This is a genomic window from Kribbella voronezhensis (assembly GCF_004365175.1).
Lineage (GTDB): Bacteria > Actinomycetota > Actinomycetes > Propionibacteriales > Kribbellaceae > Kribbella > Kribbella voronezhensis.
Window position 1 is genome coordinate 1219730 of record NZ_SOCE01000002.1, and the last position, 23726, is coordinate 1243455.

Sequence of the window (23726 nt, forward strand, 5' to 3'; positions counted from 1 at the left end):
GGTTAGGGTGCGAGGCATGCGATTCGGAATCACGATCCTGCCCGAGTACCGCTGGTCGACGGCGGCGCCGAAGTGGCGGCGCGCGGAGGAGTTGGGCTTCGATCACGCGTGGACCTACGACCACCTCACCTGGGGCGGCCTGCAGGACTCACCGTGGTACGGGACGATGCCGACGCTGACAGCGGCGGCGATGGTCACGTCGACGATCAAGCTCGGCACCTTCGTCACCTCGCCGAACTTCCGGCACCCGCTGACCCTCACGCGCGACATCCTCGCGCTGGACGACATCTCGGACGGCCGGTTCCTCTGCGGGATCGGCGCCGGCGGCGGCATCGACACGACCATCCTCGGTGGCGACGACCTGAGCCCGCGGCAGAAGGTCGACCGGCTGACCGAGTTCGTCGAACTGCTGGACAAGCTGCTCACCACCGACGGCGTGGACTACAAGGGCGAGTACTTCGAGACGCGCAACGGCCGCACGTTGCCGGGCTGCATCCAGCAACCACGGGTCCCGTTCGTCATGGCCGCGAACGGACCACGTTCGCTCCGCCTGGCCGCGAAGTACGGCGCCGGCTGGGTCACCACCGGCAAGAAGGGCGTCGACGACTGGTACGCCGGTGTCGCCGAACTCAGCCGGCGGCTGGACGACGTACTGGCAGGGAAGTCGCTCGATCGCTACCTCTCGCTGGACGACGGCGGGTACGCGCTCAGCAGCGCTGCCGCGTTCGAGGACGCGGTTGGCCGGGCCGCGGAGCTCGGCTTCACCGACGTCATCACGCACTGGCCTCGCGCCGAGGGCGTGTACGGCGGTTCGGAGGCCGTCCTCGAAGAGGTTGCCGCCGACATCATTCCTCGCTTGCGCGGGTAGAACGCCGGACCCAGAGCGGTACGACGTACCAGAACAGGACGAACCAGGCGAGCACGATCCCGACGACGATGAAGGCCGCGGTCCTGGACAGCACGACGTCGATCGCCAGCAGGACGCCGCTGGCGATCGCCAGGATGAGGAAGAACAGACCGCCGGCGGCCATCCGGCCGGCGATCGGGATCATCCGGTCGCGCATCTTCTTCTGGAACAGGATCCGGTGGAACGACACCGGCGCCAGGAACAGGCCGACCGCGAGCGCGCTGGTGATCAGAGTGCCGGCGAAGACGTCGTGGGTGAACGCGTCCGCTTCCTGGAAGCGATTGCTGAACGGGATGCTGAGCAGGAAGGCGAACAGGATCTGGGTGCCGGTCTGGGCCAGCCGCAGTTCCTGCAGCAGTTCGTTCCACTGGCGGTCGAGCCGCTCTCCGGCGTCTTCGTCCTCGCGCAGATAGCGGCCGTGTGCGTCGTCAGTCATCGGTCTCCTCGCTGTTGCGGGGCCTGTACCCACGAGCAGTAACCGGCTATGCGCTCGCGGGACAAGCATGCACAGGGCAACAGGAAGGGCCGCACACCGATCGGTGTGCGGCCCTTCCCTCAATCAGTTCTTAGAAGGCTGATCCGGAGATCAGATCGGGCGGATGTTCTCCGCCTGAAGGCCCTTCTGGCCCTGGGTGATCTCGAACTCGACGCGCTGGTTCTCGTCCAGCGAGCGGAAGCCCGAGGTCTGGATGGCCGAGTAGTGCGCGAACACGTCCGCGCCACCGTCATCCGGGGTGATGAAGCCGAAGCCCTTGTCAGCGTTGAACCACTTGACAGTACCGACAGCCATTGTTGTCTATCTCCTTGATGGCTTGTAACAAGACGCGATCCACACCTCATGAACCGCGTGTCGCCGAAAGGCCCCAGACGACGAAACCGGCCGTACAGCACAGCAAAAGTCAGTGGGAGTCCAAAACTGCAACGCGATAACTGTAGCCGATCTCGGGCGCTGTGTGGGGGGTGACCGCGAACACGTGTCGCGGAAAGTCGCCGCCCGCCACGCTGCGTATCCGGCTCGTGGCAGTGCGGGCGGGCAGCGGCGGGCCCCGACCAGTCCGCCCGGCAGACAACGAAACCCACGCCGACCTGCTGTTTTCCCACCCGCCCCGCTCCCGCAAGCGATTTCGTTCGCCGACAAGGAAGGACAATCCGGTCTGTACGCCGGGTAATTGCGCACCGGCCTGGCAGAAAATCATCGGCGTGTCGCGCTCACCTGGACAACGGTTCCGCGGCAGGCGAAGGTGGGGCTTCGACCTGAGAGGGAGGCTGGACTTGATCCTCAAAGTGGTACGCACCGGCGGATTCGCCGGGTTGGTCGCGCAGGGAGAGCTCGACACCGGTGTCGAGCCGGACGGCGAGCGGCTCGAGCGGATCGCCCAGGCGCTGGATCAGGGGCAGCTGGGGTCCGGTCGTCCACAGCCCGATCGGTACGCCTACCGGCTCGAGCTGCGCGACCACGCGGCTGCCGAGCCGACACTGCTCACCGTGGCCGAGCAGGACCTCGATCAGGACGCGGCCTGGCTCGTCGACCGCGTTCTGAAGCAGAACTAGCAGGGGAGTCCCGGTAGCACCGGGACTCCCCACTGCTCAGTGCCAGTCGATCTCAGGTGCGCGGTAGAAGTTCACGCTGAGCTCGTCCCATCGTGAACCCTGTGCGCCCAGGCGGCCCTTGTAGGCCGTCCAGTCGAGCGCCGACGCCTGCGACCAGCCCAGCTCGGCGATACCGGGCAGACGCGGGAAGGCCATGTACTCGAGCTTGTCGAGGTCATCCAGCGTCTCGGTCCAGATGGGTGCCTCCACACCCGCCACTGCGCCGGCCGGCAGGTCGGGGACCAGCGTCGAGGGATTCCAGTCGTACGCCGTCCGTACGTCGACCAGTCCCGCCCAGTCCTGCCCGTACGGCGTGCTCTCGTCGTACTTCATGTCCAGGTACGCCCGGTTGGCCGGAGACATCACCACCTTGGCGCCTTGAGCAGCGGCCTTCCGCGCGAGCTCCTGCGACCTCTCGTCATCAGTACCCCAGTACTGCGCGATGCTTCCCGCCGGCAGCGGTGTGTCGGCGATCTCCTGCCAGCCCATCACCCGCTTGTGCTGCTTGGTGACCAGAGCCGCTGCCTTCGGTACGAAGGTCAGGTAGTCCGAGTGCGGCGTCGAGTGCGCCTCGTCGCCGCCGAGGTGGACGATGTCACCGGGATTCTGCTGGGAGACCTCGCGGAACACGTCGTCGAGGAACTTGTAGGTGATGTCCTTGCCGACGCACAGCGAGCTGAAGCCCACGTCGGTGCCGGTGTAGAGCGGCGGCGCCACCCCGTCGCAGTTGAGTTCCGCGTACGACGCCAGGGCCGCGTTGGTGTGCCCAGGGGTGTCGATCTCGGGGATCACCGTCATGTAGTGGTCCGCGGCGTACCGGACGATCTCGGCGTACTGCGCCTTCGTGTACGAGCCGCCGGGCGTCCCGTTGACCTCCAGGCTGCCGCCGTACGTCGTGAGCCTCGGCCAACTGTCGATCTGGATCCGCCAGCCCTGGTCGTCCGACAGGTGCAGGTGCAGCTTGTTCAGCTTGTAGAGCGACGCGAGGTCGATGTAGCGCTTCACCTCGGCGACCGAGAAGAAGTGCCGCGAGACGTCGAGCATCGTGCCGCGATAGGCGTACCGCGGCGAGTCGGCGATCGTCGTACCGGCAATACGCCAGGGCCCGGCCTGCCGCGTCTTGGCGTCGGCTTTGGCAGGCAGGAGCTGCCGCAGCGTGGTCACGCCGCGGTACAAGCCCTCGGGAGTGGCGGCGGTGACAGTGACGGTGGAGCGCTCGACACGCAGCTGGTAGCCCTCAGTGCCCAGCGAGGCCGGGCCGTTGGTCGACAGCCGGATGTCGGCGAAGCCGGGCAGCACGGGGAGCACCGGAAGGCGGTAGCCAGTGGAGCGTCGCAGCTGTGCGGTGAGCTGGTCAGCCACCTTCTTCGCAGCGCGGCTTTCCTTGGCGGACGAATCGACGCCGACGATGCTCCACGGCTTCAGTGTGAAGGTCTGGTTGGGGAGGGTGTGCTGCGACGTGGGCTGTGGGATCAAAGCGGGCACCGCCTGGCTGTAGCTCTGAGGCTGGGCGAGGGCGGGCGTGGTGGCGATCAGGGGAGTCGCTAGCAGGGCGGCCGTGAGGAGACCGGTGAGCGAGACCCGACGGCTGGGGCGAAGATGTCGGTCCATGACCGGAAGTGTTCGTCTGCTCACTGGCGGAGTCAAGATCTTTCAGCAAACTCCTTGCCTTACTCAGCCGTACTTCCGCGCCATCGCCACTGCCGGTGCGACATAGGCGGTTCCGAACATCACCAGATGCGTCAGTAGCGGGTGGAGCCGGTGCAGGCCTACCCGGTCGCGCCAACCGTCCGTCAACGGGTGCGCCTCGTCGTAGGCTCGCAGTACGCGCTCCAGCTGCGGCATGCCGAACAGGCCCAGCATGGCCAGGTCCGTCTCGCGGTGGCCGCCATGGGCAGCCGGGTCGATCAGGTGAACGCCGCGGGCGGTCCAGAACACATTCCCCGACCACAGATCACCGTGTATCCGCGACGGCCGCTCCGCCGGATCGTCGTACACATCCGCCTCCAGCCTGCGGCACAACCGCTCGAAGACCGCCAGTTGCGCCCCGTCGATCGTGCCTTTGTCGTACGCCGTCCGCACATACGGCTGAATCCGGTACGCCGAGTAGAACGCGCCCCACGACTCCACGGGCTCCAGTGCGTGCGGCAACTCGATCGTGCCGATGAAACCGTCCGTCTCCCAGCCGTCAGGCGGTACGCCGAAGTGGCGCGCGCCCGCGTCGTGGATGATCGCCAGCCGCCGGCCGAGTTCGTCAGCGGCAGCGCCGGTCGGCGGTACCGGCTCGAGTCGCGGCGTGACGAGCCGGCCGGCGGAGACCTCGAGCGGCTCGACCACCGGTACGCCGCCCGGCACGGCCAGCCAGCGCAGGCCGGCGGCCTCGACCTCGAAGAATCCGGGCGGAGCATCGTGGCGCTCTTTCACGAACGCGACGGGCGGGACGGTCATGACCGGAACTCTGCCAGTTCCGCGGCCAATTCGACTGAAGTGTCAACAAGCCGTGTCGAAAGATGCGCGAGGGGTGTCCGACCTGTCATCGTTGGCGGCCGGGCCTTCTGACCAGGACGGGCCTGGCCGCAGGGAACGACCCTGATTCATGAAGCTGGAGGACAGATGACGCAGGTGGCAGAGCAGCCGGGCAGTACTGCCGGGCGGCTCGGCTCGGTGGTACTGGACTGCCCGGATCCACTCGAGCTCGCCCAGTTCTACTCAGCGCTCTTCGGTCTCGAGATCGACGAGCACGGTGACAGCGATTGGCGGAGCCTGACCGGCCCCGGCTCGACCCTCGCCTTCCGGCGTTCGGAGGACTACGTACCCGCCACCTGGCCGAGTACGGACGCACAGCAACTTCACCTCGACCTCATCGTCGACGATCTGGCCAGCGGTCACGCGACGGTCGTCGCGCTCGGCGCCGAGCCGCTCGACCCCGTCGACGCCCCACCGGCGCAGAACGAGCGGGGCTGGCGGGTCTACGCCGACCCGGCCGGTCACCCGTTCCGGATCTGCCTGGAATAGCAGCCGGTACTGCGTGGCGCCGGCCGACCCGCCCCGGGTCGGCCGGCGCCTTTTTGCTGCCTGGACCACTTCTGGTCCAGTCCGTTTGCATTCGCCTGAGACGGGCAGTGGAAGCGCGGAGGTGCCGTCTTGTTCGAAGGTTTCGAGGAGTTCGAGCTCCCGACTTCCGGTACGACGATCAGAGGCCGGCGCGGTGGAGCCGGGCCACCGGTGTTGTTGCTGCACGGGTTCCCGCAGACCCACCTGATGTGGCATCGAGTGGCGCCCGGGCTGGCTGAACATTTCACGGTGATCGCCACTGATCTCCGGGGTTTCGGCGACAGCGGGAAGCCGGCCAGCTCGGCCGACCATTCGCCGTACGGCATGCGGGAACTCGCCCGCGACCAGGTCGAGGTGATGGAGGCGCTGGGTCACCGCAGCTTCAGCGTGGTCGGCCACGATCGCGGCGCGCGGTGCGCGTACCGGATGACGCTCGATCATCCGGAGCGGGTCGATCGCCTGGCACTGCTGGACATTGTGCCGACCGCGGAGGCGTTCGATCGCGCGGACAAGGATTTCAGTCTGGGCTATTGGGTCTGGTCGTTCCTCGCGGCACCCGAGCCGATCCCGGAGACGCTGATCGCCGGGGCGCCGGAGGTGTTCGTCGGTGCGTTGCTCGACGGCTGGTCCACGAGACCGGACGTGTTCGATGCCGAGGTGCGCGCGGAGTACATCGAGAAGTTCCGGGATCCGGCGACGGTGCATTCCATCTGCGAGGAGTACCGCGCGGCGGCCACGCTGGATCACGAGCATGATCGCCTCGATCGGGCTCAGGGCCGGCGGATCACCTGCCCGGTCCTGGCGCTCTGGGATCCCGGTGGCGCGGTGGCGCAGTGGTACGACCCGCTGGAGATCTGGCGGGAGTGGGCCACCGACGTGAGCGGGGGAGCGGTCGGCGCCGGTCACTTCTTCGCCGAAGAGGCACCGGACGAGACGTTGGAACGATTGCTCGGGTTCCTGCTGTGAGCGATTGACAAGATGTTGTCAAAGTGACAAACTGTTGTCATGTCAGAAACCACCCGTTCCGTTGTTCATCTCGCTGTTTACGACACGCTCGCCGACTGGGAGACCGGTTTCGCGACCGCGCACCTCAACAAGCCCCTGTGGCACAAGACGCCGGGCCGGTTCGCGGTCTCGACGGTCGGGCCGAGCGCGGCGCCGATCACCACGATGGGCGGCCTGCGGATCACGCCGGACGTCGTGCTCGCGGACCTGAAGCCGGCTGACAGCGCGATGCTGATCCTGCCGGGCAACGACATCTTCGCGACCGAGGCGTTCGTGCCGTTCGCGGAGAAGGCCCGGGAGTTCCTCGACGCCGGCGTGCCTGTTGCGGCGATCTGTGGCGCCACGGGCGGTCTGGCGATGGCCGGGCTGCTGGACGACCGTGCTCACACCAGCAACGCCGCGGCGTTCCTGGACAGCCTTGGCTACAAGGGCGGAGCGCTGTACCGCGACGAGCCGGCCGTGACGGACGGCGACCTGATCACGGCGAGCGCGACGGCGCCGGTCGAGTTCGCCCGCGAGATCCTCGCGCGTCTCGACGTGATGGAGCCGCAGGTGCTCGCCTCCTGGTACAAGCTGTACGGGAAGAAGGACCCGGCCGGGTTCTACGAGCTGATGTCCGCCTGACCAGAGGAACCGACGGCACGATGACCAAGCGCGAACAGGAACTGCTCAGCGCCGCCGCGCTGACCGCTTTCAAGCTGAACGGGCAGTTCCTGGAGCTGGCCGAGCATCTGGCTCGGCCAGCGGGCCTGACGGCTACCTGGTGGCAGGTGCTCGGCGCTGTCCTCCACCAGCCGCTTTCGGTGTCGGCCATCGCGCGCGAGATGGGCATCACGCGTCAGGCGGTGCAACGGACCGCCGACGTACTGGTCGACCGAGGTCTGGCCGAGTATCACGACAACCCCGCCCATCGTCGGGCCAAACTGGTTGCCCTCACCCCCGAAGGGCGCGCCGCCAACTCAGCGATCGGCCCACACCACGCCCAGCACGCCCGCCAGCTCAGCGGCGTGCTCGGCGAGGACCAACTGGCCGACGCCGTGGCCGCCCTGACGAAGCTCTCCGAGGCGCTCGACGCCTTGGAGCTGTCCGACTGAAAGTTCCGGAACCAGTCTCGGGGAACGTTCCCTTGACACCTGAGGGCTGACCGACGACTCTCTCAGAGAGCGCTCTCTCACCCTGCAGGACGATGCCGCCCATCACGTCTCCTGATTGGTTCCTTCATGCCTACTTCTTCGCTGGCCGGAGCGCGCTCTCCGGCTCTCCGGCGCTGGCTGGTCCTGCTGACAGCCGCGTTCCTGATCGCGACAGCTCTCGTCGTAGCGCCGGGCGGCAGAGCTCAGGCTGCCGACACGCTGCTGTCGCAAGGCAAGACCGCCACCGCCTCGAGCACCGAGAACGGCGGCACTCCTGCCGCGGCCGCAGTCGACGGCAACACCGGCAGCCGATGGGCCAGCGCGTTCGCCGATCCCCAATGGCTACAGGTGGACCTCGGCGCGACCTCAGCCATCAGCCGCGTAGTACTGAACTGGGAAGCCGCCTACGCGAAATCCTTCCAGCTCCAGGTCTCAGAGAGCGCTTCCGGCCCGTGGACCTCGATCTACACGACGACTACCGGCACCGGCGGCATTCAATCCGTCGATGTGACCGGCAGCGGTCGCTACGTCCGCATGCTCGGCACCCAGCGCGCCACCGGCTACGGCTACTCGCTCTGGGAGTTCCAGGTGTACGGCGGTACCGCTGACGGCTCGCCCGCGTGCGGCACCGCCAACACTGCCCAGGGCAAGACTGCGACGGCGTCGAGTACCGAGAACGGTGGCACCCCGGCCTCCGCGGCTGTCGACGGCAACCCCGGCACCCGCTGGTCAAGTGCCGCAGCCGATCCTCAGTGGCTCCAGGTCGACCTGGGTTCCGCACAGACGATCTGCCAGGTCGTGCTCAGCTGGGAAACGGCGTACGGCAAGGCGTTCCAGCTCCAGGTCTCCGACAACGCGGCCGGCCCCTGGACCTCGATCTACACAACCACGACTGGCACGGGCGGGACGCAGAGCCTCGACGTCACCGGCACCGGCCGGTACCTGCGAGTCAACGGCACCCAGCGCGGTACGGCGTACGGCTACTCACTCTGGGAGCTCGTAGTGCACACCACTGGCGGCGGTAGCGGCCCCGTGATCCCGCCGACCGACCCGATGAACCCCGACTTCGGTCCGAACGTCTCGGTGTTCACCCCGGCCACCCCGCAGGCGCAGATGCAGGCGAAGCTCGACCAGGTCGCCGCACTGCAGCACACCAACCAGTTCGGCAGCGAGCGCTACGCACTGCTCTTCAAGCCGGGCACGTACGCCGCCGACGTCAACCTCGGCTTCAACACCCAGGTCGCCGGCCTCGGCCTCTCGCCGGACGACGTGAACATCAACGGGCACGTCCGGGTCGAGGCCGACTGGCTGCAGCAGGGCGACAACCCGAACAACAAGCAGAACGCCACGCAGAACTTCTGGCGCTCGGCAGAGAACATGGCGGTCACCCCGCCGAACGGCCAGATCGAGCGCTGGGCGGTCGCCCAAGCAGCGCCGTACCGTCGGATGCACCTCAAGGGCGCGCCCGAGATCCAGCTCTGGAGCGGCGGCGACGGCTGGGCGAGTGGTGGCCTGTTCGCCGACACGAAGATCGACAACACCGTCGTGTCCGGCTCGCAGCAGCAGTGGTTCTCGCGGAACTCGGAGTTCGGCAGCTGGACCGGATCGGTGTGGAACATGGTGTTCGTCGGTACGACGGGAGCTCCGCCGCAGCACTTCCCGGACCCGGCCCACACCGTCGTCGGCACGACACCGGTGATCCGGGAGAAGCCGTTCCTGTACGTCGACAACGCCGGCAGCTACAACGTGTTCGTCCCGGCGCTTCGCCAGAACTCGTCCGGCACCAGCTGGTCACACGGACCGGCCGCCGGTACTTCGATCTCGCTCAGCCAGTTCCTGGTCGCCAAACCCGACACCCCGGTCGCCACGATCAACGCGGCGCTCGATCAGGGCAAGCACCTGCTGTTCACGCCGGGTGTCTACCACCTGACCGACACGATCAAGGTGACCAAGCCGAACACCGTCGTCCTCGGGCTCGGGATGGCGACGCTGACTCCGGACACGGGAAAGAGCGCGATCTCCGTTGCTGACGTCGACGGGGTCAAGCTCGGCGGCCTGCTGATCGACGCCGGCCCGGTGAACACGCCGGTCCTGGTCGAGATCGGGCCGCCCGGATCCAGGGTCAACCACGCGGCGAACCCGACGTCGCTGCACGACGTGTTCGTTCGCATCGGTGGAGGCTCGCACCTCGGCAAGGCAACGGTCAGCTTGCAGGTCAACAGCAACAACGTGATCGGCGATCACATGTGGCTCTGGCGGGCCGACCACGGCGACCAGGTCGGCTGGGACGTGAACACCGCGGCCAACGGGTTGGTTGTCAACGGCAACGACGTGACCATGTACGGCCTGTTCGTCGAGCACTACCAGCAGTTCGAGACGCTCTGGAACGGCAACGGCGGCAAGACGTACTTCTACCAGAACGAGATGCCGTACGACGTACCGAACCAGGCCGCCTGGACGAGCGGCGGCAGCACCCAGGGCTGGGCGGCGTACAAGGTCGCCAACAGCGTCACCACCCATGAGGCCTGGGGCGTCGGCAGTTACTCGTTCTTCCAGACGAACCCGTCCATCGTGGCCAGTCACTCCTTCGAGGTCCCGGACACCCCCGGCGTCCGCTTCCACGACCTGGTCTCGGTATCTCTCGGCGGCGTCGGCACGATCGCCAACGTCATCAACAACACCGGCGGCCCGGCCAACGCCACCACCCAGCAACGCTATCTGGTCAGCTACCCGTAATTCATGATTCCTGGGAGGCGCCAAACCTCCCAGGAATCACGCTGTCGTCAGAGCCTTGCGAATGCGTTTGTCGGACACCGGGTACGGCGTGCCGAGCGTCTGCGCGAACAGGCTGATCCGGAGTTCCTCGAGCATCCAGCGAACCTCGAGGAGCTCCGGAGTCGGGTATTTGCCGGCGGGAATCGCTCTCAGACGTTTCTCGTACTCCGCCGTCAGCGTTTGCACGACGGCCATCCCCGAGCGGTCTCGCATCGCGTTGGCGCCGATCTTGTCGAGGCGCTGCTCGATCCCGCGCAGGTAGCGAACCAGGTCGGGCAGCCGCTGAGCGCCCGCCTCGGTGATGAAGCCGCGATGCACGAGACCTTCCAGCTGGCCCCGAACGTCGGAGAGCGCGGCCAGCAAAGCCGGGCTGGAGGCACGGGAGATCTGCTTGTCGACGGTGCGTGCGTGAGCGAGCACCTGCTCGACCTGCTGGAGGATTGTGAGCACGGTGTCCGCGAGATCGGAGCGGACGGCGTCCCGTAGTACGGAGAAGGCGGTGAGGTTCCAGGCCGGGCCGCCCGCGGCCATCATCAACTGGTCGACCGCCGCGGAGATCGCGTCGTCGAGCAGGTCACCGACGTTGCGGTGCGGTCCGGCCAGCAGGGTCATCTTCTGCTGGTTCGTCAGGTTGCGCTGGACGACGTCGATCACCGAAGGCATCGTCAGCAGCAGGAGCCGGCGGGTGCCGGTCCACATCGCCGCCGCCTGGTCGCGTTCGGTTTCCTGCAGCCGGATCGCCACGCTCTTGCCCTCGTCGACCAGCGCCGGATAGCCCGCGACCGTCAGCCCGTTGCGATGCTCGGAGAAGGTCTTCGGCAGGTCACCGAAGGTCCAGTCGGTCAGCCCGGAGCGCTCCAGGCCGCTGACCGCCTTCGACGCCACTTGCGAGATGGCGGCCTTGGTCTTGGGCTTCAGGCGTTCCTTGAGGGTCGCAAGGTCCTTGCCCTCGGCCACCGTTTTGCCATGGTCGTCGACGACCCGGAACGTCATCCGCAGATGCTCGGGAATCCGGCTCCAGTCCCAGTCCTCCGGCTCGATCTGGACGTCACGCATCGAGCGGAACTCGCGTGCCAGTGCGTCTGTGAGCGGACCTGAACTCTGATCCAGGGCCGGCAACACCCGGCGGGCATGGTCGGGCGCCGGCACGATGTTGCGGCGGATTGCCTTGGGCAACGATTTGATCAGCGCCGTGACCAGTTCCTCGCGGAAGCCGGGAACACTCCACTCGAAGCCGTCGGCAGTGACCTGGTTGAGGACCAGCAACGGGATGTGCACTGTGACGCCGTCGGCGTCGGTGCCCGGCTCGAACGCATAGGTCAGATCGAAGGTCATCCCGTTCTGCGTCCAGGTGAGCGGGAAATCGCGTTCCTCGATCTCCGCACCCTCACGAACCACCAGCGACCGCTCGAAGTCGAGCAGATCAGGATCGCGCTGCCGCGCCTTCTTCCACCAGGTGTCGAAGTGCCGACCGGTGACCACCTCGGGGCCGAGCCGCTCGTCGTAGAAGGCGAACAGCGTCTCGTCGTCGACCAGCAGGTCGCGCCGCCGGGTTCGTTCCTCGAGCTCCTCGACCTCTTCGATCAGCTTGCGGTTCTCGTGGAAGAACTTGTGGTGCGTGTCCCAGTCGCCCTCGACGAGCGCATGCCGGATGAACAGCTCGCGCGACACCTCGGCGTCGACCTTACCGTAGTTGACCTTGCGCCGGGCAACGATCGGTACGCCGTACAGGGTGACCTTCTCGTACGCCATCACCGCGCCGGCCTTGCGCTCCCAGTGCGGCTCGGAGTAGCTGCGCTTGATCAAGTGCCCGGCCAGGTCCTCGGCCCATTCCGGCTCGATCTTCGCGTTCACCCGGGCCCACAGCCGCGAGGTCTCGACGAGCTCGGCGGCCATCACGAACTGCGGTGGTTTCTTGAACAGACCAGAGCCGGGGAAGATCGCGAACTTGGCACCGCGCGCCCCGAGGTACTGGTGCTGGTTCGCGGGATCCTTCATGCCGAGGTGCGAGAGCAGGCCGGCCATCAGCGAGATGTGCACGTTCTGCGGGTCGGCGGCGCCGCCGGAGTTGAGCGTGACGCCGATCTGCGCCGCGACCTGGCGGAGCTGGGCGAAGATGTCCTGCCATTCGCGGACGCGGAGATAGTTGAGGTACTCGTTGCGGCACATCCGGCGGAACTGGTTGCCGGAGAGCTCGTTCTGCTGCTTCTTGAGGTAGTTCCACAGGTTGAGGAAGCCGAGGAAGTCGGAGTTCGGGTCCCGGAAGCGCGCGTGTTGCTGGGTTGCCTGCGCCTCAGCGTCGGTTGGGCGCTCGCGCGGGTCCTGGATCGAGAGCGCGGAGGCGATCACCATCACCTCGCGGACACAGCCGTGCTTGTCGGCCTCGACGATCATCCGGGCCAGCCGCGGGTCGAGCGGGATCTGGGCGAGCTGCTTGCCGATCGGGGTGAGCCGGCGGTTGCGGTCGGAGGACTTGGTGGAGTCGATGGCGCCGAGTTCGGTGAGCAGTTGCAGGCCGTCGGTGATACTGCGCTTGTCCGGCTCGTCGATGAACGGGAACGCGGCGATGTCGCCGAGCCCGATCGACGTCATCTGCAGGATGACCGAGGCGAGGTTGGTACGCAGGATCTCCGGGTCGGTGAACTCCGGCCGGCTCTCGAAGTGCTCCTCGGAGTACAGCCGGATACAGATGCCGTCGCTGGTCCGGCCGCAGCGGCCCTTGCGCTGGTTCGCGCTGGCCTGGGAGACCGGCTCGATCGGCAGGTGCTGGACCTTGGTGCGATGGCTGTAGCGGGAGATCCGCGCAGTACCGGGGTCAATCACGTACTTGATGCCGGGGACCGTCAGCGAGGTCTCGGCGACGTTCGTCGCGAGCACGATGCGGCGGCTGGAGCCGTGCGAGGAGAAGACGCGATGCTGCTCGGCGTTGGACAGGCGGGCGTAGAGGGGGAGGACCTCGACCCCACCGCCGGGCCGGCCGCGTTGCGCGGCGTACTTCTCGTTCAACGCGTCCGCGGTGTCGCGGATCTCCCGCTCGCCGCTGAGGAAGACGAGGACGTCGCCGGGCGCCTCGTACTCGAGTTCGTCGACCGCGTCGAGGATCGCCTGGGTCTGGTCACGGTCGATCGTGCTCGGGTCGTCGGGGTCGTTGATCGGGCGGTAGCGGACCTCGACCGGGTAGGTCCGGCCGGAGACCTCGACGATGGGCGCGGGTTGACCTTGAGCGTCGGCGAAGTGCTCGGCGAAGCGCTCCGGGTCGATCGTCGCCGAGGTGATGATCACCTTGAGGTCCGGGCGACGGGGGAGGAGCTGGCGCAGGTAGCCGAGGATGAAGTCGATGTTGAGGCTGCGCTCGTGCGCCTCGTCGATGATGAGCGTGTCGTACCGGCTCAGTTCGCGGTCGCGCTGCAGTTCGGCGAGCAGGATGCCGTCCGTCATGAGCTTCACCAGAGAGCGCTCACTGACCTTGTCGGTGAACCGTACGGCGTACCCGATGGTCTCGCCGAGTTCGGTGCCGAGCTCCTCGGCGATGCGCTCGGCGACCGTGCGGGCGGCGAGGCGGCGCGGTTGGGTGTGACCGATCATGCCGTGCACGCCGCGACCGAGTTCGAGACAGATCTTCGGGATCTGGGTGGTCTTTCCGGAGCCCGTTTCACCGGCGATCACGACGACCTGGTGGTCGCGGATCGCCGCCGCGATGTCGTCCTTGAGCTGACTGACCGGAAGCTCTTCGGGATAAGAGATCTCCGGTACGGCGAGCCGCCGGCGCTCCACCTTCTGCTCGGCCTGCTCGATCGCATTCGCGACGCCCTGGAGCGCCTGGTCGCGCTTCCCCGCTTCCTTGATCCCCCGAACCCGCTCCAACCGCCGCCCGAGCTGCTCCCGATCCCCAGTCATCACCCCGTCAAGCCGCTTCACCAACTCACCCAGCGACAAACTCTCCGAAGCGTTGCGCGAGAGCACATTCTCCGAGGCGCCGCCCGGGTGCGCCTTCTTCGAGGTGTCGCGCGGGAGCGCATTGTCCGAGGTGGCGCCGCCTCGGGGCGGATCGGCTGGGGCGCTGTGGGAGAGCGCATCCTCGGAGGTGCTGCCTGCGGGCGCGCCCTCCGCACCGGCCGCCGGGCGCGGCGACTTCGGGGAATTGGGGTTCTTGCCGCGGCGTCGGCGACGGCGTGGCGCCGGACCCTGCGCGGGGGCCGGGTCCGGTGAGGTGGAGGCAACTGGGGAGGGACGCGGCGATTCGGTCCGGGCATCAGGCATGTCAGCACCCAGTTTAAGCGGCCGACTCCAACCGCTCATGTGGTTTACCCATCAACGCCCCGGCGTCAGCCGCCGACCGGCTCCACGCGTCGGCGCAGCAGACAGAATTCGTTGCCCTCCGGATCAGCAAGCACATGCCACGGCTCTTCCCCGGTCTGCCCGACATCCGCCCTTCGTGCGCCGGCCGCGAGCAACCGTTCGAGCTCCGCATCCTGCTCGGTATCGGTCGGATTCACATCGAAGTGAATCGGAAGCTTGCCCCGCCGAGGCGCAGTACTCCGGTTGAACACCAGAATCGGCGAAGTCCCCGCGTCATCCGGCGGCCCGATCTCCAGGTCGTCGCCGTCCCAGCGGAGCTCGACATACCCGAGCACCTCACACCAGAAGTCCGCAAGCCGCTGCGGATCGACACAGTCGATGACCAGCTCAGTAATCCGACAAGCCATGCCCCGACCCTAATGCGCCCCCCAATCCACCCACAGCCACCTGCCGCGCCTACACCACGCACGACCGCCCGGCACCTGGCACCAGGCATCCAGCTCTGGACAACCACGCACCCTGGGGCGACGCCAGCTCCGGACACCTCGCGGCCCGCGCTGACACCCAGCTTCGGACCCACACGCCCCGCGCTGACACCCCGCTTCGGACGCACGCACCCTGGGGTGACACCCCGCTTCGGACCCACGCACCCGGGGGTGAGACCCAGCTCCGGACACGACGCGTCCCGCGCTGACACCAGCACCGGACACCTCGCGCCCCCGCGCTGACGCCAGTTCCGGACGCCACGCGCGCTGCGAGGACGCCCAGCACCGGACACCACGCGCCTTGCGCTGACACCAGCACCGGACAACCACGCGCCTTGCGCTGACATCCTTGCGGTCAGTCGTCTCGTGACGAGGGGACCTTGACGGCGAGCACCGGGACGGGGGCTTCGAGGAGTACGCGCTGGGCGGTGCTGCCGAGGATGAGTTTGCCGACCGGGCTTCGTCGGCGCAGGCCGAGGACGATCAGCCCGACCTCTTCCTCTGCTGCGGCCTTCAGAAGCTCCCCGGCGACATCGCCGCTGCCGACCGCCTGTTTGATCGTCACCTCGACGCCCCGCTCGCGAAGCTTCGTCTCGGCCGCGGCCAGCTCTTCGGAGTTCGCGTACCGATTGTCGAGAAAGGTGTCACCGCGGCTGGTGTTGAGCAACAGGATGGAAGCGCCACGCAGTACGGCCTCCGCCCCCGCAGCTTCCAGAGCGGCCTCACCTTCGGGCGTCGGCACGTACCCGACCAGGATCTTCATACCCCCACTCTCCCATCAGCCCCGTCCACCCCCTCCCATCCGCTCCGGATCGTCGCACTCTGGCTGAGTTGTTTGGCGTCAGGTGTCGTGGAGGTGGCGGCGGAGGACTTTTCCGGTGGCATTGCGTGGGAGGCTGTCGACGAGGACTACTTTGCGGGGCGCCTTGTAGCGGGCCAGGTTCGAGCGGACGTGCTCGATCAGCTCGTCGGGGAGCGTTTCTCGGGAGGCGTCGTTCGACGGTACGACGTACGCGATCAGGCGCTGGCCGAATTCCTCGTCCGGAGCGCCGACCACGGCCGCGTCGAGGACGCCCGGGTGGCTCATCAGGCAGTCCTCGACCTCGACCGGGTACACGTTCTCGCCGCCGGAGACGATCATGTCGTCCTCGCGCCCGTCGACGAAGAGCCGGCCGGCGGAGTCCAGATGGCCGAGATCGCCCGTGCTCATCCGGCCGTCGACGGTCGTCTTGCTGCTGCCGTCGGAATAGCCGCCGAAGACGAGTCCGCCACCCGCGAAGATCCGCCCGGTCTCGTCGACCGGAAGCACCTGGTCGTCGTCGCCGAGGATCCGCACCGAACTCCCGAGACAGGGTCGGCCGACCGTGCCGGGTGCGGCCAGCAGATCTGCTGACGTGGCGATCGTCGCGATCCCGATCTCGCTGGACCCGTACGCATCGGACAGGATCGGCCCGAACTGCGAAATGAACCGCTCCGCCAGCGCCGGACCGAGAGCGGACGCGCCGGAGATCACCGCGCGCAGCGAACTGAGGTCGTGCTCGGCGATAGTGGCCGGTCCGAGCGCGAGCATCCGTTGCAGCATGACCGGTACGGCGACGACGGATCCCGCCCGGTTCGCCTCGATCGAGGCGAGCACGGCCGCGGCGTCGTACCGGCGGGCCAGGACCAGCGGCGAACCGAGGAACAGCGCGAGCATGGAGGTGAGCAGACCGAGCCCGTGGAACAGCGGCGGGCAGATCACCATCGGCTCACCGGCGCGGAGACCGATTCGGTCCAGCATGCTGGCGGTGAGTCCGATCAGCCCGGCCGCGGTCGGCGCTCGGGGCGCCGCCTTCGGCGTACCGGTGGTACCCGAGGTCAGGATGGTGATGTGCCCCGGCTTGTCCGGTGCAGGCGGGGGAGGAGCCGACCCGGAGGCCAGTTCGTCGAGTCCGACTGCGCTGGAGTGGTCCTTCCAAGCCAGCAGGGTCGGCACCTCGGCGTCGATGGCGAACTCTTCGTCGTGGATCAGCAGGTCCGGCCGATGCTTCTCGAGCACGGCCTTGAGTTGCGGCGCGGCGAACTCGGTGTTCACGAACAACACGTCCGCCCCGAGCCGAGACGTCGCCAGCGTCGCCTCGAGGAACCCGCGGTGGTTCCGGCAGAGCACAGCAACTTTGCTCCCGGCAACAATCCCGTACTGCGTATGCAGTTCGGCAGCCTGCTGCGCACAGCGCTGGTCGAGTTCGCGGTAGGTCAAGCTGCCGCGCTCGTCGATCACCGCGCACTGATCCGGATATCTGATCGCCGCGACGGCCCCGAGCGCCGCCATCGACTGACCCCACTGGCGGAGGACCCGCTCGATCGGCACGAGGTGGGACGGCCGCACCGACCGCCAGACCCCGGAACGGATCAGGCCGACCGACACCCCCGCAGCCTCGGAAGCACCACGGACCAGCCAGTCCGGCGGCCGCATCGGCCCGATCGGCCGCGGCATCATCCGCGCTCGCTCCATCGGTCTCATCGCCGCTCGCCCACCGATCTCATTCCGATCGCCCTACCGGCGTCATGACTTGCGCTTCGGCTTGTCGGTGCGGCGGAAGTACTGCTCGAGCAACCGGTCCGTGGGAACCCGCAGCAAGTTGCCGAGGGCATCGGCAGGACGAACGAAGGGCGGCGTGATGTTGTGCGGCTTGTTGGCGACGGCCGCACACACCTGGTCAGCCGCCTGCTCCGGGCTCAACCCTGGCAGCTGATTGAGGAGTGGAGTCGGTGAACTCATCCGCGTGTGCACAAGCCCCATGTAGACCGTCGACGTCGTCACCCCGTCGTTCCTGACCTCTTGTGACACGCAGCGCAGCCACACGTCGAAGGCGCTCTTTGAAGCCAGGTACGCCGACCAGCGCGCCATCGGCGGAGTGCGCACCCCAGCCGTCGACACATTGACGATGTGCCCGGACCGGCGCTCGCGCATCGACGGCAGCAACTCCAGTACGAGCTTGGCCGGCCCGAGATAGTTGACGGAGTTCGTCCGCTCGATGTCGTGGAACCGCTGGTACGAGTCCGCGACCGACCGCCTGATCGACTTGCCCGCGTTGCTCACCAGCACGTCGACGTGCCCGTGATCGGCCAGCACGCCGGCGACGAGTTGCTCGATCGACGCGGTGTCCGCCAGGTTCGTCGGATAGTCGAAGGCCTTGCCTCCGTCGGCGCGGATGCCGTCGGCGACGACCTTCAACTGATCCGCGGTCCGGGCGACGAGCAGCACCGTCGCCCCGGCCCGCGCCAGCCGCTTGGCTGTCGCCTCACCGATCCCGTACGACGAGCCGGTCACCATCACGACCTTGCCGCGCACGGCCGCGGCGAGCCGGTCATCGGCAACCCGGCTCCGCCCATTGGTCAGCGCGACGAGCAGAGGCCAACCCGGCGGACGCTTCGGAGTCACCATGGGCCCGACATTACCGGCTAGTAGCCAATCTGGGCAGAGGCAGCTCGGAGCAAGCTCAGCTGAAACCACCTCGGCAGGGGAGAGCGGGTCAGGGACAATTCGGCCGCCCTCAGTTGACCTCCCTGGCGACGCGCTCCAGCCAGTCCCGGAGCAGGACGCCCATCAGGCCCGCCTGCTCGATCTGGAGGTTGTGCCCCGCTCGGTCGAGCACGGCGTACGTAGCTCGTGGGTAGTGGGGGAGCAGCGCGTACTGATCGGCGTACCCCGTGATGGAGTCTTGGCGACCGCACAGGACCAGCGTCGGCCGCTCGTACACGGGACCGCTCTCCGGTGCGACCGTCAACGCCCAGTTCTTCCGGATCCTGTCCATCGCCTCGGCGTCGGCGGCGTCCAGGCCGGGGAGCACGTCCGCGCGGTACTGCCGCAAGGTCTCGGCCGTCTGGATCACAGCAATCTCGGTGAAGTCCTCGACCTCCTGTGGGCTGAGGGATTCGACCAGACCAGGATCGACCTGCAGAACCACGTGGTCGGGAACGGTCCGCTCGGCGTGCTCGAGCGCTGTCCCGATCGGGCAGATCAGTCCGAGCCCGAGCACCTGCGACGGCCGTTGGGCGACCAGACCGCGCGCGAGATAGCCGCCGTACGACTCCCCGATCAGCACGAACGGTTCGTCGCCGATCTCCGTGTCGATGAACTCGATCAGCGCGGCCATGATCCCGTCTGAGCTGTCGATGGTCCCGGCGGGACTCGCGCCCATCCCTGGCAGGTCGGGATAGAGCCGTCGGTAGCCCGGAACGTCCGCGAAGAAAGGCTCGAGTGGCCCGGTCATCAGCCGGTGATCCGGCGTCCAGCCGTGCAGAGCGAGGACCGGAATACCTTCTCCGTGGGAGACGTGGTGAAGCGTCATGTCGTGCCTTTCCGTGCGCAGCGCCGGCCGGTCCCGGGATGCCGATCCAGCTGGCAGAAGTTCTAACAACTCGCTCCGACAATTTCCGTCAGCTCACATAGTCTCGACCCATGTCCTCACGTTCATTGCATCTTCAGGCTCCTGACGCCAGCGTTCTGCGTGCTCGGTTGGGGCGGGCGAAGGAGGCCGCGGCCGGTACCGGGCTGCTGATCGCGCCGGGCTCGGATCTGCGGTATCTGATCGGCCAGGCCGGCGGCTCGTTCGAACGCCTCACGACGCTCGTCATCCCGGCCGATGGCGATCCGGCGCTCGTCGTACCGAAGCTGGAGGCGCCCGGCTACGCCGACGTACCGACCGATGAGCTCGGGATCGAGATCCTCACCTGGGTCGACGGCGATGATCCGTACGCGGTGGCGGCGGCGCGGCTGCGTGGGTCAGAGCGGGTCGCGGTGAGCGACTTCACCCCTGCACTCCATGTCCTCGCCTTGCGGGCGGCGTTGCCCGGCGTCGACCAGGTGCTGGCCGGACCGATCGTGCGCGAACTGCGGATGCGCAAGGACGCAGCCGAGATCGAGGCGCTCCGCGAGGCGGGAGCAGCGATCGATCGCGTCCACGCCCGCGTCGGCGAATGGTTGCGGGCAGGCCGCACTGAAGCGGAGGTCGGAGCTGATATTGCCGCTGCGATCGTCGAGGAAGGGCACGAGCGGGCCGACTTCGTCATCGTCGGTAGTGGACCGAACGGAGCCAGTCCGCATCACGACGTGTCCGACCGGGTGATCGAGCCGGGCGACGTCGTGGTGGTGGACATCGGCGGACCGATCGCGGCCGGGTACTTCTCGGACTCGACTCGCACGTATTCCGTTGGCGAGCCACGCGAGTCCGGCGTACTGGCGACCTACGCGGTCCTACAGGAGGCGCAGCAGGCGGCCGTCGACGCCGTGCGTCCGGGCGTCAACGCGGAGTCGATCGACCACGCCGCACGTCGGGTGATCGCGGCTGCCGGGTTCGGGGAGTTGTTTATCCACAGGACCGGCCACGGGATCGGCCTCGACGTGCACGAAGAGCCGTACATTGTCAGTGGGAACGAGCTGATTCTCGAACCAGGCATGGCTTTCAGCGTCGAGCCAGGCATCTACTCCGACGGCAGATGGGGGGCACGAATCGAAGACATCGTGGTAGTCACAGACACCGGCGTGGAGTCCTTCAACCAACGCCCGCACACCCTCACGATCGTCTGATTCCGTACTGCGGGTCGCGGGCCGGCGTGAGTGGTCAGCCCGCGCGGAAGGTCTTGCGGTAGGCGAGGGGGGAGACGCCCAGTTCGGTGCGGAGGTGGTGGCGTAGCGACGCCGCCGTACCGAGGCCGGCCGATTCCGCAACGCGGTCGACGGAGAGGTCAGTCGTCTCCAGCAAGTGGCACGCGTGGCGGACGCGTTGCTGCAGCAACCACGTGCCGGGGGACTGACCCGTCTCGGCTTTGAACCGTCGGCTGAACGTCCGCACGCTCATCCGCGCCTGCTCGGCCAACGTGGTGAGGCTCAGTTCCTGGTCGAGCCGTTCGAGCGCCCATGCCCGGGTCGGACTGGTTCCCTCGGTGCCCTCATCAGGCATCACCCGCTCGATGTACTGCGACTGCCCGCCGTCCCGCCACGGCGGTACGACGCAGTGCCGGGCTGAGCGATTCGCGACCTCACTTCCGAAGTCGCGTCGGACGAGATGGAGGCAGAGGTCGACCCCGGCCGCCAAGCCGGCTGACGTGATGATGTCGCCGTCGTCGATGAAGAGGAGGTCCTCGTTGAGCAGCACCTTCGGATAGAGCGAGCGGAACAGGTCAGCGCGCTGCCAGTGTGTGGTCGCAGGCCGGCCGTCGAGCAACCCGGCCGCGGCGAGGACGAACGCGCCCGTACAGATCGAGGCGATCCGGGTCCCCGGACGGATCAGTGCGAGCGCTTCGGTGACCTCGTCCGGCAGCGTGCCCTCGTGCCGCGGCTGAGGGATGTACGTCCCCGGGACGATCACCGTGTCGGCCTCGGCCAGCGCCTCCATGCCGTAGTCGGGCACCAGCGAGAACCCGGCGGCCGAGCGGACGGGCGCCGTGGTCAGCCCGCAGATGCGCACGTCGTACAGGGGTGTGCCGTCGGAGCGGGTGGCGTTGCCGAAAACGGTCGGCGGGATGGTCAGGTCGAAGCCGACCACCGGTTCGAGAGCGAGCACGGCGATCCGGTGCGGCTTGACCGCACGGAGGTGGCTGGAGGAGGCCATGGCCATATCTTGACACATGGTGGCATTCCGGCCACTGTTTCCGGACCGGAATTTCCGGCATCCTCGCCGGGTGACAGTGATTCTGGAGAAGAAGACCGCCCGGCTGCACCGCGCCTGGCCGGTCGCCGCCGTGGGTTTCATCACCTTGATCGGGGCCGCCGGCTTCCGTTCCGTGCCGAGTGTCCTGATCGATCCGCTGCACGAGGAGTTCGGCTGGTCGCACGCCACGATCTCCGCCGCGGTGTCGATCAACCTGATGCTGTTCGGCCTGATCTCGCCGTTCGCGGCCGCGCTGATGGACAAGCTCGGCCTGCGCCGGGTCGTCAGCGCAGCGCTGGTGCTGATCGCACTCGGCAGCGGGCTCACCGTCTTCATGACTTCCTCCTGGCAACTGCTGCTGTGCTGGGGACTCCTCGTCGGCGTCGGCACCGGCTCGATGTCGATGACATTCGTCGCCACCATCACCGGTCGCTGGTTCGTAGAGCGTCGAGGCCTCGTCACCGGCATCCTCACTGCGGCCGGCGCGACTGGTCAGCTGGTCTTCCTGCCGCTGATCGCGCGGCTTGCCGCCTCCTACGGCTGGCGGGTGCCCGCCTTGGTCGCTGCTGGAGCCGCGCTGTCCGTAGTACCGCTCGTGCTGCTGTTCCTGCGGGACTATCCGAGTGATGTGGGTCTGCGGGCGTACGGAGCTCCAGAGGGAAGCACGGCGGGCCAGCGGGTCGAGACGACAGGGAACAGTGCGATGCGAGCGCTGAACGCACTGTGGACGGCGATGCATCGGCCCGCGTTCTGGATGCTGGCCGGCGGGTTCGCGATCTGTGGCGCCTCGACGAACGGCCTGGTCGGTACGCATTTTGTCACCGCCGCACATGACCACGGGATGCCGGCGACCACGGCCGCTTCGCTGCTCGCTTTGGTCGGTGTCTTCGATGTCGGCGGGACGATCGTGTCGGGCTGGCTGACAGATCGCTGGGATCCGCGGTACCTGTTGATCGCCTACTACTCACTGCGCGGCTTGTCCCTGCTGGTGCTGCCGTCGCTGCTCGGGCCGACCGCGCAGCCGAGCGTGTGGGTGTTCATCATCTTCTACGGTCTCGACTGGGTGGCCACCGTGCCGCCGACGGTGGCGCTCTGCCGGGAGTGGTTCGGCGTGGACGGCCCGATCGTGTTCGGCTGGGTCTTCGCGTCGCACCAGATCGGCGCCGCGATCGCGGCGACCGGCGCCGGAGCGATCCGCGACGCGCAGGGCAGCTACAACCTGGCCTGGTACCTCGCAGGTGGTCTGTGCGCGGCGGCTGCCTTGATGTCCGCGAGCGTCGGCAGGCGCCTGGCTCCGGCCTGAGGAGTTCGGCTAGCCTCGACATAGGTTGAGGTCTGGCATCAGGAGAGGGCGCGCGTGGACATCGAGCCGGGTGAGCTGACGGTCGGGCAGCTGGCGGAACGCAGCGGGGTCGCCATCTCGGCGCTGCATTTCTACGAACGGCAGAACCTGATCGTCAGCTGGCGTACGTCGGGCAACCAGCGGCGCTACAAGCGGGACACGCTGCGCCGCGTCGCGCTGATCCGGATCGCGCAACGGGTCGGCGTACCGCTCGCCGAGGTGGCCGCGATCCTCGCGCTGCTGCCGGACAACCGGACGCCGACGCGGACGGACTGGGAGCGGATCTCCGAGTGCTGGCAGGCGGAGCTGGACAAGCGCATCCTGCATCTCGAACAGCTGCGCAACGACTTCAAGGACTGCGTCGGCTGCGGTTGCCTCTCGCTCGACCGCTGCGCGCTGGCCAACCCGTACGACGTACTCGCGGCGCAAGGCCCTGGTCCGCGGCGACTCGTCGACCCGGCGGGGGAGCCGTGCCACCCGGGATCCTGCCGCTGAGTTGAT

The 23726-nt window shown here is 67.6% G+C and carries 21 protein-coding genes; 10 read left to right on the forward strand and 11 right to left on the reverse strand.

Annotated elements, in window-relative coordinates; translation table 11 throughout:
• The first annotated feature begins 16 nt into the window (after nt 1–16).
• Entirely contained in the window at nt 17–868 is an 852-nt protein-coding gene (locus EV138_RS32865) for an LLM class flavin-dependent oxidoreductase (protein WP_133983783.1), read from the forward strand.
• Here the strand turns inward: EV138_RS32865 and EV138_RS32870 are convergent.
• Nucleotides 846–1343 carry a DUF6328 family protein gene (locus EV138_RS32870; protein ID WP_133983785.1) on the reverse strand — a complete coding sequence of 166 codons (498 nt, stop codon included), beginning with the start codon at nt 1341–1343 and terminating at the stop codon, nt 846–848. The two genes, EV138_RS32865 and EV138_RS32870, sit on opposite strands and share 23 nt — an antisense overlap.
• Before the next feature lie 150 nt (nt 1344–1493).
• Nucleotides 1494–1697: a cold-shock protein gene (locus tag EV138_RS32875; protein WP_012921273.1), complete on the reverse strand. Its 204-nt coding sequence runs from the start codon at nt 1695–1697 to the stop codon at nt 1494–1496.
• Nucleotides 1698–2179: 482 nt separating this feature from the next.
• On the opposite strand from EV138_RS32875, the gene EV138_RS32880 reads away from it, so the two are divergent.
• Nucleotides 2180–2458: a protealysin inhibitor emfourin gene (locus EV138_RS32880; RefSeq protein ID WP_133983787.1), complete on the forward strand. Its 279-nt coding sequence runs from the start codon at nt 2180–2182 to the stop codon at nt 2456–2458.
• 36 nt (nt 2459–2494) lie between these two features.
• On the opposite strand, the gene EV138_RS32885 is transcribed toward EV138_RS32880, so the two are convergent.
• Entirely contained in the window at nt 2495–4108 is a 1614-nt protein-coding gene (locus EV138_RS32885; RefSeq protein WP_133983789.1) for a beta-N-acetylhexosaminidase, read from the reverse strand.
• Between the two features lie 63 nt (nt 4109–4171).
• The gene (locus tag EV138_RS32890; RefSeq protein WP_133983791.1) at nt 4172–4945 is read right to left on the reverse strand and encodes a fructosamine kinase family protein; all 774 of its coding nucleotides are present in this window, start codon (nt 4943–4945) and stop codon (nt 4172–4174) included.
• 165 nt (nt 4946–5110) lie between these two features.
• On the opposite strand from EV138_RS32890, the gene EV138_RS32895 reads away from it, so the two are divergent.
• The 5 genes from EV138_RS32895 (at nt 5111) to EV138_RS32915 (ending at nt 10425) form a co-directional block, all read left to right on the forward strand.
• Nucleotides 5111–5512, forward strand: coding sequence for a VOC family protein (locus tag EV138_RS32895; protein WP_112239055.1), 402 nt, complete (start codon nt 5111–5113; stop codon nt 5510–5512).
• 129 nt (nt 5513–5641) lie between these two features.
• Nucleotides 5642–6517 (forward strand): alpha/beta fold hydrolase, encoded by an 876-nt coding sequence (locus EV138_RS32900; RefSeq protein WP_133983793.1) that lies wholly within the window; start codon nt 5642–5644, stop codon nt 6515–6517.
• A 39-nt stretch (nt 6518–6556) separates the two neighbouring features.
• Nucleotides 6557–7180 (forward strand): DJ-1/PfpI family protein, encoded by a 624-nt coding sequence (locus tag EV138_RS32905; RefSeq protein WP_133983795.1) that lies wholly within the window; start codon nt 6557–6559, stop codon nt 7178–7180.
• Nucleotides 7181–7200: 20 nt separating this feature from the next.
• Nucleotides 7201–7650 carry a MarR family winged helix-turn-helix transcriptional regulator gene (locus tag EV138_RS32910; protein ID WP_133983797.1) on the forward strand — a complete coding sequence of 150 codons (450 nt, stop codon included), beginning with the start codon at nt 7201–7203 and terminating at the stop codon, nt 7648–7650.
• Nucleotides 7651–7776: 126 nt separating this feature from the next.
• Nucleotides 7777–10425 carry a discoidin domain-containing protein gene (locus tag EV138_RS32915; RefSeq protein WP_133983799.1) on the forward strand — a complete coding sequence of 883 codons (2649 nt, stop codon included), beginning with the start codon at nt 7777–7779 and terminating at the stop codon, nt 10423–10425.
• Nucleotides 10426–10461: 36 nt separating this feature from the next.
• Here the strand turns inward: EV138_RS32915 and hrpA are convergent, their stop codons facing one another.
• The 6 genes from hrpA to EV138_RS32945 all read right to left on the reverse strand — a co-directional run bounded on the left by hrpA (nt 10462) and on the right by EV138_RS32945 (nt 19582).
• Nucleotides 10462–14724 carry an ATP-dependent RNA helicase HrpA gene (hrpA, locus tag EV138_RS32920; protein WP_255513779.1) on the reverse strand — a complete coding sequence of 1421 codons (4263 nt, stop codon included), beginning with the start codon at nt 14722–14724 and terminating at the stop codon, nt 10462–10464.
• 65 nt (nt 14725–14789) lie between these two features.
• Nucleotides 14790–15170: a VOC family protein gene (locus tag EV138_RS32925; RefSeq protein WP_133983801.1), complete on the reverse strand. Its 381-nt coding sequence runs from the start codon at nt 15168–15170 to the stop codon at nt 14790–14792.
• A 433-nt stretch (nt 15171–15603) separates the two neighbouring features.
• Nucleotides 15604–16011 carry a universal stress protein gene (locus EV138_RS32930; protein WP_133983803.1) on the reverse strand — a complete coding sequence of 136 codons (408 nt, stop codon included), beginning with the start codon at nt 16009–16011 and terminating at the stop codon, nt 15604–15606.
• A 78-nt stretch (nt 16012–16089) separates the two neighbouring features.
• Complete coding sequence (locus EV138_RS32935; protein WP_238158533.1) at nt 16090–17751, reverse strand: AMP-binding protein; 1662 nt, start codon at nt 17749–17751, stop codon at nt 16090–16092.
• A 42-nt stretch (nt 17752–17793) separates the two neighbouring features.
• Nucleotides 17794–18675, reverse strand: a complete 882-nt coding sequence (locus EV138_RS32940) for an SDR family NAD(P)-dependent oxidoreductase (protein WP_133983805.1) — start codon at nt 18673–18675, stop codon at nt 17794–17796.
• Nucleotides 18676–18784: 109 nt separating this feature from the next.
• Nucleotides 18785–19582, reverse strand: coding sequence for an alpha/beta fold hydrolase (locus EV138_RS32945; RefSeq protein WP_133983807.1), 798 nt, complete (start codon nt 19580–19582; stop codon nt 18785–18787).
• 110 nt (nt 19583–19692) lie between these two features.
• Between EV138_RS32945 and EV138_RS32950 the strand changes: the two genes are divergently transcribed.
• The gene (locus tag EV138_RS32950; RefSeq protein ID WP_133983809.1) at nt 19693–20820 is read left to right on the forward strand and encodes a M24 family metallopeptidase; all 1128 of its coding nucleotides are present in this window, start codon (nt 19693–19695) and stop codon (nt 20818–20820) included.
• Between the two features lie 34 nt (nt 20821–20854).
• On the opposite strand, the gene EV138_RS32955 is transcribed toward EV138_RS32950, so the two are convergent.
• Nucleotides 20855–21844 (reverse strand): GlxA family transcriptional regulator, encoded by a 990-nt coding sequence (locus EV138_RS32955; RefSeq protein ID WP_133983811.1) that lies wholly within the window; start codon nt 21842–21844, stop codon nt 20855–20857.
• A gap of 70 nt (nt 21845–21914) precedes the next feature.
• Between EV138_RS32955 and EV138_RS32960 the strand changes: the two genes are divergently transcribed.
• A complete protein-coding gene (locus EV138_RS32960; RefSeq protein WP_238158534.1) occupies nt 21915–23186 on the forward strand; it encodes an MFS transporter in 1272 nt (423 codons plus the stop codon).
• Between the two features lie 54 nt (nt 23187–23240).
• On the forward strand, nt 23241–23720 hold the full coding sequence (soxR, locus tag EV138_RS32965) for a redox-sensitive transcriptional activator SoxR (protein WP_133983815.1): 480 nt from the start codon (nt 23241–23243) through the stop codon (nt 23718–23720).
• The last annotated feature ends 6 nt before the right edge of the window (nt 23721–23726 follow it).